The organism is Mesorhizobium sp. M8A.F.Ca.ET.057.01.1.1, assembly GCF_003952565.1.
Lineage (GTDB): Bacteria > Pseudomonadota > Alphaproteobacteria > Rhizobiales > Rhizobiaceae > Mesorhizobium.
Window position 1 is genome coordinate 21,193 of the sequence record NZ_CP034454.1, and the last position, 13,651, is coordinate 34,843.

General features: G+C 64.9%; 9 protein-coding genes and 1 pseudogene. 7 read left to right on the forward strand and 3 right to left on the reverse strand.

Annotated elements, in window-relative coordinates; translation table 11 throughout:
• Nucleotides 1–6: 6 nt before the first annotated feature.
• Together gnd and EJ077_RS00135 are read right to left on the reverse strand one after the other, a co-directional pair.
• Complete coding sequence (gnd, locus tag EJ077_RS00130; protein ID WP_208699023.1) at nucleotides 7–1,023, reverse strand: phosphogluconate dehydrogenase (NAD(+)-dependent, decarboxylating); 1,017 nt, start codon at nucleotides 1,021–1,023, stop codon at nucleotides 7–9.
• Nucleotides 1,024–1,072: 49 nt separating this feature from the next.
• A pseudogene (locus tag EJ077_RS00135) lies at nucleotides 1,073–3,492 on the reverse strand (glucan 1,4-alpha-glucosidase).
• Nucleotides 3,493–3,701: 209 nt separating this feature from the next.
• Between EJ077_RS00135 and EJ077_RS00140 the strand changes: the two are divergent.
• From EJ077_RS00140 to EJ077_RS00160, 5 genes are all read left to right on the forward strand, one after another.
• Nucleotides 3,702–4,715 carry an ABC transporter substrate-binding protein gene (locus EJ077_RS00140; RefSeq protein WP_208699026.1) on the forward strand — a complete coding sequence of 338 codons (1,014 nt, stop codon included), beginning with the start codon at nucleotides 3,702–3,704 and terminating at the stop codon, nucleotides 4,713–4,715.
• A 49-nt stretch (nucleotides 4,716–4,764) separates the two neighbouring features.
• Nucleotides 4,765–6,285 carry a sugar ABC transporter ATP-binding protein gene (locus EJ077_RS00145; RefSeq protein ID WP_245458593.1) on the forward strand — a complete coding sequence of 507 codons (1,521 nt, stop codon included), beginning with the start codon at nucleotides 4,765–4,767 and terminating at the stop codon, nucleotides 6,283–6,285.
• Between the two features lies 1 nt (nucleotide 6,286).
• Nucleotides 6,287–7,267 carry an ABC transporter permease gene (locus EJ077_RS00150; RefSeq protein WP_208699028.1) on the forward strand — a complete coding sequence of 327 codons (981 nt, stop codon included), beginning with the start codon at nucleotides 6,287–6,289 and terminating at the stop codon, nucleotides 7,265–7,267.
• Nucleotides 7,268–7,270: 3 nt separating this feature from the next.
• Nucleotides 7,271–8,218 carry an ABC transporter permease gene (locus EJ077_RS00155; protein ID WP_208699031.1) on the forward strand — a complete coding sequence of 316 codons (948 nt, stop codon included), beginning with the start codon at nucleotides 7,271–7,273 and terminating at the stop codon, nucleotides 8,216–8,218.
• A 128-nt stretch (nucleotides 8,219–8,346) separates the two neighbouring features.
• Nucleotides 8,347–10,407: a 3-hydroxyacyl-CoA dehydrogenase NAD-binding domain-containing protein gene (locus EJ077_RS00160; protein ID WP_208699033.1), complete on the forward strand. Its 2,061-nt coding sequence runs from the start codon at nucleotides 8,347–8,349 to the stop codon at nucleotides 10,405–10,407.
• Nucleotides 10,408–10,435: 28 nt separating this feature from the next.
• On the opposite strand, the gene EJ077_RS00165 is transcribed toward EJ077_RS00160, so the two are convergent.
• On the reverse strand, nucleotides 10,436–11,248 hold the full coding sequence (locus EJ077_RS00165) for a response regulator transcription factor (protein ID WP_208699035.1): 813 nt from the start codon (nucleotides 11,246–11,248) through the stop codon (nucleotides 10,436–10,438).
• Nucleotides 11,249–11,361: 113 nt separating this feature from the next.
• Here EJ077_RS00165 and EJ077_RS00170 point away from each other — a divergent pair, with 113 nt between their 5' ends.
• Nucleotides 11,362–12,498, forward strand: a complete 1,137-nt coding sequence (locus tag EJ077_RS00170) for an ABC transporter ATP-binding protein (protein ID WP_208699037.1) — start codon at nucleotides 11,362–11,364, stop codon at nucleotides 12,496–12,498.
• Nucleotides 12,479–13,642, forward strand: coding sequence for an ABC transporter substrate-binding protein (locus EJ077_RS00175; protein WP_208699039.1), 1,164 nt, complete (start codon nucleotides 12,479–12,481; stop codon nucleotides 13,640–13,642). Before EJ077_RS00170 ends, EJ077_RS00175 begins: the two co-directional genes overlap by 20 nt.
• Nucleotides 13,643–13,651 lie beyond the last annotated feature (9 nt).

A 13,651-nucleotide genomic window follows, 5' to 3' on the forward strand; every position in this document is an offset into this window, starting at 1 on the left:
TCGCCGTCACTTGCCGCCCTTCGGCTTTTCGATGTGGCCGCCGAAGGCATAGCGCATGGCGGACAGCAGCTTGTCGGCGAATTCGGATTCGCCTTGCGAGGAGAAGCGGTCGAACAGGGCCGAGGACAGGACCGGCGCCGGCACGCCGGTGTCGATCGCCGCCTTCAGCGTCCAGCGGCCCTCGCCGGAATCCGAAACCCGGCCGCCGAATTGCGCCAGGCCCGGATCGCTCTTCAGCGCGCCGGCGGTGAGATCGAGCAGCCAGGAGCCGATGACGCTGCCATGCCGCCACACCTCCGCCACCTGCGGAAGGTCTATGTCGAACTGGTAGTATTGCGGGTTTTCCAGCGGACTGGTCTCGGCGTCCGCTGTCCGCTGCCGCTTGCCGGCATTGGCTGACTTCAGGATGTTCATGCCTTCGGCATAGGCGGCCATGACGCCATATTCGATGCCGTTGTGCACCATCTTGACGAAGTGGCCGGCGCCACTCGGTCCGCAATGCAGGTAGCCATAAGGCGCGGTCCCGGCGATCTTGTCTGGGGTGGGCGCGCCGGCATCAGAGCCAGGGGCCAGCGTGGCAAAGACCGAATCGAGATGCTGCACGGCCACGTCTGGGCCGCCGATCATCAGACAGTAGCCACGCTCCAGCCCCCAGACGCCGCCGCTGGTGCCGACATCGACAAGGTGGATGCCCTTGGCGACGAGTTTCGCCGCCTGGTCGACGGCGTCGTGATAGTAGGAATTGCCGCCGTCGATGACGATGTCGCCAGGCTCCATCAGCGCCGCGACCTGATCGATGATCTTGCCGGTGATCGCCGCCGGCAGCATCAGCCAGACGCAGCGCGGCTTGGCGAGTTTGCCGACGAATTCCGCCATCGAGGCCGCTCCGGACGCGCCGTCGCTCACAAGCGCCGCGACGCTGGCCGGGTTGATGTCGTAGACGACGCATTCGTGGCCGTCGCGCATCAGGCGCCGCACCATGTTGGCGCCCATCCGGCCCAGTCCCATCATTCCGATCTGCATGGTTTCGTCCCTGTTTGCTGAAGAGTCTCGGGTATCCCTGGAGAAGGGTCTACTGGCTATCCTGCCCGCCAGATATGACAGAGAAGTCGACATTCTCCCAATCGCCGGTGCCGGGCCAGAAAAAGTGAAGATCAGCGTGCTTCCCTCGGGGAGGCCGGCCGTGGGCAGATCGACAAGGTGGATGCCGAACGCATTTTCCGCCGTCTGGCTGTCGTATGCGGTTGCCCAATCGTCGGTGCTCCAGTGGACAGTGGCTGCTGCCATCAATTCAATACGCAGCGCCTTGCCGGCCGGCAGCGTGCGGATCTTGTTGTTGAAGCGCCATGTCCTGAACGGCGATACGGTCTTGTCCTCGATGTAGCGCCTCACGCCTTGCGGCGGCATGTCGAAGACAGCGCCGTCGCGCAGCGAGCGCAGCAGCTTGATATGTTCGGAATGCGCCCAGACCAGCGGCATGGCGCTGCCGGATGGTTTGCCCTGCAGCAGCTCGCGCTCCGGAATATCGGCGCCGTCCCAGACCTGTTCCGGCAGCAGGCCGCCGGGTCCGGCCGACCGTTCCAGCGCATCAAGCAGGCTGGCCGCCTCGTCCTTGCGCCCGGCCGCCAGCTCGTAATGCGCCCGCTCACCGGCGAGCAACGGCCAAGGCCGGCCCTGGCCGGTGCCGTCGAAGGGCGAGCCATCCTCATGTTCGCCATAGCCGTCGCTGTTATAGCGGTACCAGAGCGGCCCTTGCGGCAGCTCGCAACGCAATTGCGCATCGATGACCTTGACCGTGTCGACGATGCGCGGATCGTCGGCGGCTCTCAGGCCAAAGCGCACCAGCGCCAGCGCGTCGGGGCTGACGATTTCTTCGGCCGGCCTTTCCGTGTCGTCGGGTGGGCGGTTCTTGATAGGCACATAGCCGTCCTTCGGCGAGCCAGCATCGGCGCTGTCGGGAGGCGCGATGCGGACGTAGTAGCCGGCGACGCCGGCCGCCTTGCAGGTGGCGGTGGCGGTGACATAGGTCCAGCGCTCTACCTGATCGTTCCAGCAGTCGGCGGTCTCACGCAGATAGGCCGCCTCCCCCGTCCGGCCACAGGCGTCGAGCAGGTCGGCGCCGGCAAGCAGTGCCGCGATCTCGACGGCCAGCGTGAATGGGCTGTAGCCGGCGTCCTCTTCCCAGCGGTCCTCGCCGGTGACGGGGCCATTGCGCACGACATAGGAAGCGGCGCGCTCGATCATCGGCAGGAAGGCCTTCAGCCGCGCCTGCGGCAACCGGCCGGCGCGATGCATGGCATCGGCCAGCAGCAAGGGAAAGGCGCATTCGTCCATCTGGATGCCCGGCCAATAGGCCGATCCGTCGAGCCAGGCGTTCTGCGGCCAATGGCCGTCAGGCTGCTGGATCGAGCGGAGGTACTCCAGGATCCGCAGCGCCGAGGTGGCGTCGCCGGCGGCGAGAAAGCCGCCCGCCGTTTCGACCAGGTCGCGCGGCCAGACCAGATGGTAGCCGCCGAGGTCGTCATCGCCTTTGTTGAATCCCCATGGGATCGACAGGCTGGCCACCGCCGCGCCCGGATTGGCCAATGACCGGTGGGTTGCCAGCACCGCGGTGGAGACGCGGTAACTGTTCACGCCGGGCATTCCGGGCGTCCGGTCCAGCGGCAGCAGCCCCGCCTGCCATTCGCGCCATCTTTCGACATAGGTTCTCGCTGCCGGCTCAAAACCCCGCTTCAGGCTGGCGAAGGCGTTTTCGGCGGCTTCGTCCGGTGTCGCGCCAAAACCCAGCGCCAGCACGGCCTTTGTCTTCGTGGCGGTGAAGCCGATCTCGCCGGTCAGCGCGACATTGCCGTCCTCGGCGCGCCGGCAAGCCGGATCGAGCTTGCCGGCATGGTTCAATTGCTGCCAGCCGTCGGAGAAGCCGACATAGCCGGCCGAACAGTCCCGCCAGGGCAGCGACGAGGCCAGCGCCAGGCAGGTGCCGCGCCCAGAGGCAAACAGGACAGGCTTTCCCCGGTGCTCGCCGACCCAGGCGGTGTTGCCCATGCCGGCATTGACCAGATGCGGCGCCAGAAGCGCGTAGACGCGGTAGTCGGCCGCGGAGCCCTTGAGCGGGTTGAAAGTGATCTCCTGCAGCGAGGTCGGACGAGCCGGATCGGTCACAATGCGCTTCTTGATCCGGTAGGCGCCGTCATCAGCCGTGTTGACCAGCCTGTAGGCGGGCACGCCATCCTCGAACGGCTCGATGCCGTGCGCGGCATCGCGCTTCTCCTCGGAGAAATATCCATCCTTGCCGGTGACGATCAGGCCGAGGTCGCGCGTGCAGGCGCTGTCGACGCGCGGATAATACACCTCATTCAGGATGCCGTGGCTGATGGTGAACCAGACGCGACTGGACGGCGAAAGCGCCGAGCCGACGCCGCTCTTGGCGCTAGAGGTCCAGCGCGCGGGAATTCCCGGTGCGCCCGTCGGCACAGTCGGCGTCACTGCCATGCTTGTTCGCTCTCCTGGCCCCGCATGCCTAGCCATCAACCGAAACCTTTTCAATCAGCGCACTGCAAGTTGATCGCCGGCGCGCATCGGATTGCAGTTGACAGCTCGGCGGCCTTCTGCACTTTTGTCTGACAATAGATAAAAAACAGGATCGCAATCGCGAAAATTCATCGACAGCCAACTGATCAACAACTCTCGGGAGGAGTATCATGAAGAAATTATTGGTTCTCGGCACGCTTGCCGCGGTGCTTGCAGCCGGTACGGCTTTTGCCGACACCAGCAGCAAGAAGATCGCGTTCTCCAACAACTACGCCGGCAATTCGTGGCGGCAGGCCATGCTCGACAGCTATGGCATCGTCACCAAGAAAGCCGTCGACGACAAGATCGTCGGCGCGGCCGATGTCTTCACCACCGCCGACAAAGAGGTGCCGACGCAGGCCGCCCAGGTGCAGAACCTGATCCTGCAGGGCTATGACGCCATCGTCATCAACGCCGCCTCGCCGGACGCGCTCAACGGCGCCATCAAGCAGGCCTGCGACGCCGGCATCACCGTCGTTTCCTTCGACGGCACGGTGACCGAGCCTTGCGCCTACCGCGTCGTCGTCGACTTCAAGGACATGGGCAAGCAGGAAGTCGAGCAGATGGCCAAGTTCCAGCCCAAGGGCGGCAATCTGCTTGAAATCCGCGGGCTGGCCGGCACTTCGATCGACGACGCCATCCATGCCGGCATCCTGGAGGGGGTAGCTGCCCACCCAGAATTCAAGATCGTCGGTTCGGTAACAGGCGACTGGGACCAGACAACGGCGCAGAAGGCGGTCGCGACCATCCTGCCGTCGCTGCCCGACATCGTCGGCATCGTCGACCAGGGCGGCGACGGTTATGGCGCCGCGCAAGCCTTCGCCGCCGCCAACAAGCCGCGCCCGACAATCATCATGGGCAACCGGCAGGACGAATTGAAGTGGTGGAAGGAACAGAAGGAGAAGGACGGCTACAAGACATGGTCGGCTTCGATCGCGCCCGGCGTGTCGACGCTCGCCTTCTGGGTGGCGCAGCAGGTGCTCGATGGCCGCAAGGACATTCCGCACGATTTGCTGGTGCCGTATCTCGCCTTCACCCAGGACGATTTCGAAGCGGCCCTGCCTAAGATCAAGGAGGGTGGCGTCGCCACTCACGAATACACCCAGGAAGATGCCATTGCGGCCATCAAAGCCAACATCAAGTGAAAGTCGCATCCGCGTTGCCTAGCGCATCACTGAGCGGATATCGTTGAGCATGGCTGCAGGCAACACGGGCATCATCAGGCCGAGCGGCGCCGAAAAACATTTCGGCGCCGCCAATATTGGCATCGTAAGACTTGACGGTGCCGAAAAGCGTTTCGGCGCCGTCAGGGCGCTTGGCGGGGTGGATTTCCATGTCGGGCCCGGCGAATGCGTCGGCCTCGTCGGCCATAATGGCGCCGGCAAATCTACGCTGATGCACATGGTGGCCGGCACCTTGACGCCCGACAGCGGGACGATCGCCGTGCATGGCGGCATCGAGGAGAACTACTCGGTTTCGCGCGCACAGCAACTCGGCATACGCTGCGTGTTCCAGGAGCTGTCGCTGTGCCCCAATCTCAGCGTCGCCGAAAACACCCGCATCAATCATGCCTCGCTGTCCGGCTTCGGTTGGCGGCGCAAGGCGGCCGAGCTGATCGCCGCCAAGCTCGATGAGATATTCCCGGACCATGGCATCTCGGCCTGGGACATTGTCGGCGATCTGTCGATCGGCCGGCGGCAGATGGTCGAGGTGGCGCGCGCCTTCACGGTGACGCAGGACCGGCTCGACCTGGTCATCCTCGACGAGCCGACCTCGTCGCTCGACGCGCACACATCAGGCCAGCTGCTGGCTTTCGTGCGCCGCTTCGTCGCCGGCGGGAAAAGCTGCATCCTGATCTCGCATGTGCTGGGCGAAGTGTTGCGCAACGCCGACCGCATCGTGGTAATGCGCGACGGCAAGATGGTGGCGTCGGACGCGGCTGGCGCTTTCGACCGCGACCGGCTGGTAACGGTGATGGGCGGGGCTGAGGCGCGCCAGAAGACCGCCGCGCAGGCCGCTGCCGCCAAGACAGGCGCCAGTCCGCTGCGCGTCCGGGCGCGACCCGCCGGGCAGGCTGACGGCAAAGAGCTAGTCGCTTGCGCGGGCGAGATCATCGGTCTTGCCGGGCTGGCCGGTCACGGGCAGACCGACTTGCTGCTGCGGATCTTTGGTGCCGCCGCACGCGCCAAGGCCGGCATCGAGGTCACGGCGCCGGTGGCATTGGTGGCGGGCGACCGCCAGTCGGACGGCATTTTCCCGCAATGGTCGATTGCGCAGAATATCGGCATCCGCTCGCTGGCGCGTCTGCGCAACGGCTTGCTGATCTCGCCGCGGCGCGAGGCGGAGCTCGCCGATGCCTGGCAAAAGAAGATCGGCATCCGCACGCCCGACATGAACAACAACATCTTTTCGCTGTCGGGCGGCAACCAGCAGAAAGCGCTGTTTGCCCGCGCACTGGGCTCCGATGCCGAAATCGTGCTGATGGACGATCCGATGCGCGGCGTCGACATCGGCACCAAGCTGGAGGTCTACGACCTCGTGCGCGAGGAGGCGGGCCGCGGACGCACCTTCCTCTGGTACACGACCGAAACCGAAGAGCTTGACAATTGCGACCATATCTATGTCTTCAAGAACGGCCGCATCGTCGCCAATTTGACGCGCGACGAGCTGACCGAAGAGAAGATCATCCAGTCCTCCTTCGGCGACGCGGCCTGAGATGACGGCGACGCCAATCGACAATGGCTTCAAGGGATCGGCGGCGCGCAACGCGGCGGCGCGGGCGCGGCTGTTGCGCGGCCTGCTGCCGGCGCTGTCGCTGGCCTTGGTGTTGCTTGCGATCGCTTGGCTCAACCCGCGCGCCATCAGCTATTTCGGCTTCAGCCTGATGCTGAACCTGGCTATCCCGATCGCGCTGGCGACGATCGCGCAGATGTTCGTCATAGCCGGCAACGAGCTTGATCTCTCGATCGGCACCTTTGTCGGTTTCGTCGGCTGCGTCACGGCGACATGGCTGAACGACGCGCCGCTCATCGGCGTCCTCATTCTCGCCGGGTCGATCGGCATCTATGCGCTGCTCGGCGCGCTGATCCATCTGCGCAACCTGCCTTCCATCGTGGTGACGCTCGGCATGAGTTTCGTCTGGCAGGGGCTGGCCATCCTCGTCCTGCCGAAGCCCGGCGGCAAGGCGCCGGACTGGCTGCTGGCGATCATGTCATTCAAGCCGCCCTTCATTCCGTTCCCGATCGTCGCCGCGCTGCTGATCGCGGCGGTCGTGCATTTCGGCCTGATGCGCACCTCCTACGGCGTGATCCTGCGTGGCTCCGGCGGCAATCCGGCGGCACTGCGGCGCGCCGGTTGGTCGCTGCTCAAGACCAAGATCGTGCTGTTTGCGCTGGCCGGCCTGTTCGGCGTGCTGTCGGGCATGGCGCTGATCGGCATCACCACCTCGGCCGATGCCAATATCGGCAATGGCTACACGCTGCTGGCCATCGCCGGCGTCATCCTAGGCGGCGGCGAGTTCGTCGGCGGCCGGGTCTCGCCGATCGGCGCCGTCATCGGCGCGCTGACGCTGGCGCTGGCCGCCTCGCCGTTGCTCACCTTCATGCACATTCCGCCCGACTGGCAGGTGGCCGCCAACGGCGCCATCCTGATCATCGTGCTGGCGGCGCGGGTGCTGATCAGCCGCAGGGAAAGGTGAGCGATGGCTTCTCTGAAAACGCTGCTCCCAAAACCCTGGATCTGGTCGTTTGCCGGTGCGCTGCTGGTGTGGCTGGCGACGATCGCCTTCACCGGCGGCTATGGCGCCGGCGGCATGGTCACGGCCGCATTGTCGCTTGCCGTGTTCACGGTCATCGTCGGCGTCGGCCAGATGTTCGTCATCACGCTCGGACCCGGCAATGTCGACCTGTCGCTGCCGGCCAATATCGGCCTTGCCAGCGCGGTTGCCATGAAGATGATGGGCGGCAGCGATGCCATGATCGTGGTTGGATTGCTGGCGGCGCTTGCCTGTGGCGCTGCGATCGGCGCCATCAATTATCTGCTGATCTGGGCGCTGCGCATTCCGCCGATCATCGCCACGCTGTCGGCGAGCTTCATCATCCAGTCGGTCGACATCAGCTATGGGCGCGGGCTGCAGATCAAGCCGCCGCCGGGCTTCGCCGATTTCACCAACTGGCAGGTGCTGGGCATTCCGGTGCTGGCGATCCTCACGGTGCTGTTCACCATCGGCGCGGCCATCGCCTTGCAGCGCATGATCTATGGCCGCTCGGTGCTGGCGATCGGCCAGAACATCCGCGCCGCCTGGCTCGCCGGCGTCAATGTCGGGCGCATTCGCTTCCTCACCTACACGCTGTCGGGGGCGCTCGGCGGCATCGACGGCGCGCTGCTCGCCGGCTATTTCCGGGGCGCCAATGTCGATATCGGCAATGAATATCTGCTGGCTTCGATCGCGGTCGTCGTCATCGGCGGCACTTCGGTGGCCGGTGGCAAGGCCAATGTGCCAGGGGTCTGGGGCGCGGCCCTGTTCCTGGTGCTGCTGCTCACCATGCTCAACACGTTCGGCGTCAGCGCCGGCGTGCGGTTGCTTCTGACGGGGCTGATCATCGTCGGGGTAATCACGGCGGCGGGCGGCGAGAAGGCGGTGCGCTGACTGCAGCGTCGCCAGCGCGACCGCAACCTGTCGGGCCATCCATTGGACCAGTTCAACATCCGGTTCCCATTCGCGGCGCGGCCTAGTAAACCGGTCCGCGATCTCAGTCGGTCTCGGGAGGCCTCCGCTTGTCCAATTCTGTCAGTGTCGCGAACGAGAGTGGCGTCGCCATCGTCACCATCGACAACCCGCCGGTCAACGCACTGAGTTTTCACGTCCGCGAGCCGCTGATGCAGGCGCTGGTCGCTCTGCGCGATGACGCATCGGTCACGGCAATCGTCATCGCCTGCGCCGGCCGGACCTTCGTCGCCGGCGCCGACATCACCGAATTCGGCAAGCCGGTGCAGCAGCCGGACCTGCGCGCCATCGTGGCTGTGCTCGAAGCGATCACCAAGCCGACGGTCGCCGCCATTCACGGCACCGCGCTCGGCGGCGGGCTGGAACTGGCGCTCGGCTGTCATTTCCGTGCTGCCGATGCCGACGCCAGGCTCGGCCTGCCGGAGGTGAAGCTCGGCTTGTTGCCCGGCGGCGGTGGCACGGTGCGGCTGCCGCGTCTCGTAGGCGCTGTAAAGGCGCTGAGAATGATCATTTCCGGCACCCCGATTGGCGCGCAAGAGGCGCATGGCGCTGGACTGGTCGATGCCGTTTTCGAGGGTGATCTGACCACCCACGCCGTGAATTTCGCCCGCGAGATCGCCCACAAGGGCGGGCCTTTCACGCCGGTGCGCGACCGCGATGACGAGCTGAGGGAAACCGACCTGGCGGCCTTCGATGCCGAGGCGGCGGATCTTGCCCGCAAAGCGCGTGGCCTCGAAGCACCTGTTGCCTGTGCGCAGGCGGTGCGTAATGCCCTCACGCTGCCCTTCGACGAGGCGCTGGCGGCCGAGCGGGGGCTGTTCGTGAAACTCGTCGCCAGCGACCAGTCGCGCGCGCAGCGGCATCTGTTCTTCGCCGAACGCGAGGCGGCCAAGCTTCCCGGCAAGGATACGCCCAAGCGCAGGATCGGCCGCGTCGGCGTCATCGGCGCCGGCACGATGGGCGGCGGCATCGCCATGGCTTTCGCCAATGGCGGCTATCCCGTCACCTTGCTGGAAACCAGTCACGAAGCGCTACAGCGAGGGCTGGCGACGATCGAGAAGAATTATGCTGTCTCTGTTTCGCGGGGGTCCTTGAGCGAAGACGCCAGGCGGCAGCGGCTCGGTCAGTTCAAGGGCTCGATCGACCATGTCGATCTCGGCGATTGCGATCTGATCGTCGAGGCGGCGTTCGAGGACATGGCGCTCAAGAAAGAAATCTTCGGCAAGCTCGACGCGGTGGCGAAACCGGGCGCCATCCTTGCCACCAACACTTCCTATCTCGACATCGACGAGATCGCCGCCTCGACCTCGCGGCCGCAGGATGTGCTCGGATTGCATTTCTTCTCGCCGGCAAACGTCATGAAGCTCCTGGAGATCGTGCGCGCCGAAAAGACGGCGCCGGACGCGCTGGCGACCGTGGTCGACCTGGCACGCAGGATCGGCAAGGTGGCCGTCGTCGTCGGCGTCTGCCACGGCTTCGTCGGCAACCGCATGCTGGCCGCGCGTGGCTCGGAATCGGAAGCGTTGCTGCTGGAGGGCGCGACACCCAGCCAGATCGACAAGGCGTTCACCGATTTCGGCTGGCCGATGGGGCCGTTCCAGATGGGCGACCTGGCCGGCCTTGATATCGGCTGGCGCAACCGCAAGGCGCGTGGCCTGACGGCCGTCATCGCCGACACTCTGTGCGAGCAGGGCCGTTTTGGTCAGAAGACCGGCCGTGGCTTCTATCTCTACGAGAACGGTTCGCGCACGCCGGTACCCGATCCCGAGGTCGAGGCGCTGATCCGCGACAAGGCCGCAGAGAAGGGCATCGCGCCGCGCCCGATAGCCGCCGACGAGATCATCGAGCGCACGCTCTATCCCCTGATCAACGAGGGGGCGAAAATTCTGGAGGAAGGGATTGCCGCCCGCGCCTCCGACATCGATGTCGTCTGGGTCAATGGCTACGGCTTTCCCATCGGCAAGGGCGGCCCGATGTTCTGGGCCGGTCTCGAAGGCGCGGGGAAGATCGTCGAGCGGCTCGAATATTGGCAGGAGCAGACCGGCAAGGATGTCTTCAAGCCAGCGCCCTTGTTGAAGCGGATGGCCGGAACCGGCTCCTGGGAAGCCTGATCCGTGGGTAGTCGGCGGCCTGCGTGAATCATCGGATCCGCGCGTCGATGATCTCGACGAAGCGGGCGAAAAGGCCGGCCTGCGACTTGATCTTGAGCTTGCGGTAGATGTTGCGGCGATGGACCTTCACGGTTCCGGGCACAATACGCATGGCCCTGGCGATCGATTCCGTCGAATGCCCCTGCAGCACCAGGTCGACGACGTGCTTTTCGCGCGGCGTCAGTGACAGGCTTTTCCAGATATGGGCGCGGTCGAATTCGTTGACCGCGGCTATTTCCTCGTCCTGCTTCGCCGCGGCCGGTTCGTCGGCGGGGAGGGCAGGCCAGCGCGATCTGATGAAGCTGATCACCGCGGGCGCCATGTCGCGCAGCAGCCTGGCATCGGCGGTGCCGAACGGGCCGGAAGCACTGAGCCGCATCAACGACAGCACCAGCGCGTCCTTGCCCGGCAGCGGCACGAAGAAGCCGACCTCCTCGGCCAGTCTGGTCTGGCTGTAGTAGGAGCGAAAATATTCGCTGGCGTAGAAACGATCGGGCGCGAGTTCCCGCATGCGCCAGAACCCTTCCTTGCGCTCGACCGCCGCGTGATGGAACGGGTCGAGCAGGTAAGGCCCCTCCTGGTAGAGCGCGACGAAGACGTGGCTTTCGGCCGGTGTGAACGTCTCGAACAGCAATGGCGGTCGTGAGGCGCCACGATAGCCGAAGATCACGCAGTGGTCGAAGCCGACATGCTGGCGCAGCCAATCGACCATCGCGTGGCCGAACAGGTCGCCGCTCGTCTCCCGCGTCGCCGCGACAAGGGCGGCGAGCCGGCTGTATTCGTCGCTGCGGGAAGTGCTCAATCAATACCCCCTTAAACGAGAAAATAGATCAGATATACCACCTGCGAGGTATATACTAGCTGCCATTGGCTCTGGTAGCGTCTTGAAATCGCATCGTCCTGGAGCCCGCAGCCTTGACCGCAGTGCCCGACATCGAATTTCGCGGCGTGGCCAAGCGCTATGGCGCGGTGACTGCGGTCAACGGTATCGACCTTGCCGTGCCGCCCTCCGCCTTCGTTGCGCTGCTTGGACCGTCTGGCTGCGGCAAGACGACCTGCCTGCGCATGATCGGCGGCTTCGAACAGCCGAGCGAAGGCCAGGTGTTCATCCGCGGCCAGGACATGGCCGGCACGCCACCCTACCGGCGGCCGGTCAACATGGTGTTCCAGCAATACGCGCTGTTCCCGCATCTCGACGTCGAAGCCAATGTTTCCTATGGCCTGCGCCAGACAAGGCCACGGCTGTCGTCGCGCGAGATCGGCCAGCGGGCCGGCGAAGCGCTCGAAATGGTGCGGCTCGCCGGCTATGGCGGCCGCAAGATCCACGAACTGTCCGGCGGCCAGCAGCAGCGTGTCGCGCTGGCCCGCGCGCTGGTCAACAAGCCGGCGGTGCTGTTGCTCGATGAGCCGCTGGCGGCGCTCGACAAGAAGCTGCGCACCGACATGCAGATCGAGCTGCAAAACCTGCAGCGCGAGATCGGCATCACCTTCGTGCTGGTGACCCACGACCAGGAGGAAGCGCTGTCGATGAGCGATTTCGTCTGCGTCATGAATGGCGGCCGCATCGTCCAGCTCGGCCAGCCGAGCGAGATCTACGATGAGCCGGCCGATCTGTTCGTGGCCGATTTCGTCGGCAAGACCAATCTGCTTGCCGGCAAGGTCGCGGGGCATACGGGCGAACTGGTGGACGTTGCGTTGGCGGACGGCACCGTCATTGCGGCGCGCAAACGCACTGCCCTGCAGCAAGGCGACACCGTTTCGGTCAGCCTGCGCCCTGAATCGCTCAGCCTCGGTGCTCCGGCAAGCGGCCCGCTCAAGGGTGTCGTCCGCAACCGGATTTTCCTGGGATCGACGGCGGAATACGCGATCGAGGTCCAGGGCATCGGAACATTACTCGCCAAGGCCGACCATTTGATCGGCCAAGGCAATCTCTTCAAGCCGGGTGAACCCGTCGCCATCGGCTTTGCCACCGGGACGCCACTGGCGTTTCCGGAAACCAAAAACAACGGGACCAACCAGAGGGTAGACAAACATGTCGAAATCATATCGTGACGGACTGCCGATAAGCCCCGAGAATTTCGTAGACCAGCTGATGCGCTTGAAGCGCGGCTCGATCGGCCGCCGCGACTTCCTTGGCCTCACCGGCCTCGGCATCGCAACTGCGGTGATGGCGCGCGAGATCGGCATCATGCCGGCGCCGGCCTTCGCCGCCGAAAGCCTTGGCGACCGCATGTCGATCGCCACCTGGCCGAATTACCATGACCCGCAGACCTTCGAGAACTTCAAGAAGGACACGGGCGTCGCCGTCGAGGTCAACGTGTTCGGCTCCAATGAGGAGATGCTGGCCAAGCTGCAGGCCGGCGCCTCGGGCTGGAGCCTGTTCGTGCCGACCAATTATACGATCTCGACCTACAAGAAGCTCGGCATCATCGAGCCGCTGGAGATGGCGAAGCTGCCGAATTTCGATGGCACGCAGGAAGATGCGCGCTTCACCTCCGAGGGTACCATCGATGGCACCATTTACGCCGTGCCGAAGAACTGGGGCACGACGGGTTTTGCCGTCAACACCAAGAAGCTCGCCAAGCCGATGACGAGCTGGAAGGAGTTCTGGGACACCGCCATGGCTGAGGGCGACGGCCGCACCATGGTGCATGACTACCAGCTCACCACCATCGGCAACGCGCTGAAATATTACGGCTATTCGTTCAATTCGCTAAAGCAGGACGAACTCGCCAAGGCGGAGGAACTGCTGCTCAAGGTCAAGCCGCATCTGTTCGCCGTCTCGTCCGACTACCAGCCGGGCATGCGTGCGGGCGATGCATGGATGACGATGTGCTGGACCAATGACGGCGCGCAACTGCATCGCGACATTCCCGAGATCGCCTATGTGCTGGGCAAGGAAGGCGGCGAGATCTGGACCGATTTTTATGCCATCCCGAAGGACGCGCCGAACAAGCCCGCCGGCTATGCTCTGCTCAACTATCTGATGAGCCCGCAGGTCGCGGTGAAGGAGCACCTTGCCAACGGCGCTCCTTCCACCGATGCGCGCGTCAACAAGCTGCTGCCCAAGGAAGTGCTCGACAATCCGATCCTCTACCCGGCGGCGGACCTGCTGACGCCGCTCGAATTCGGCGCCGCGGCAACGCTGACCGATCCGGGCCGTGCCGAACTGATGGCGCGCTTCAAATCGGCTTGAGACTGGCCT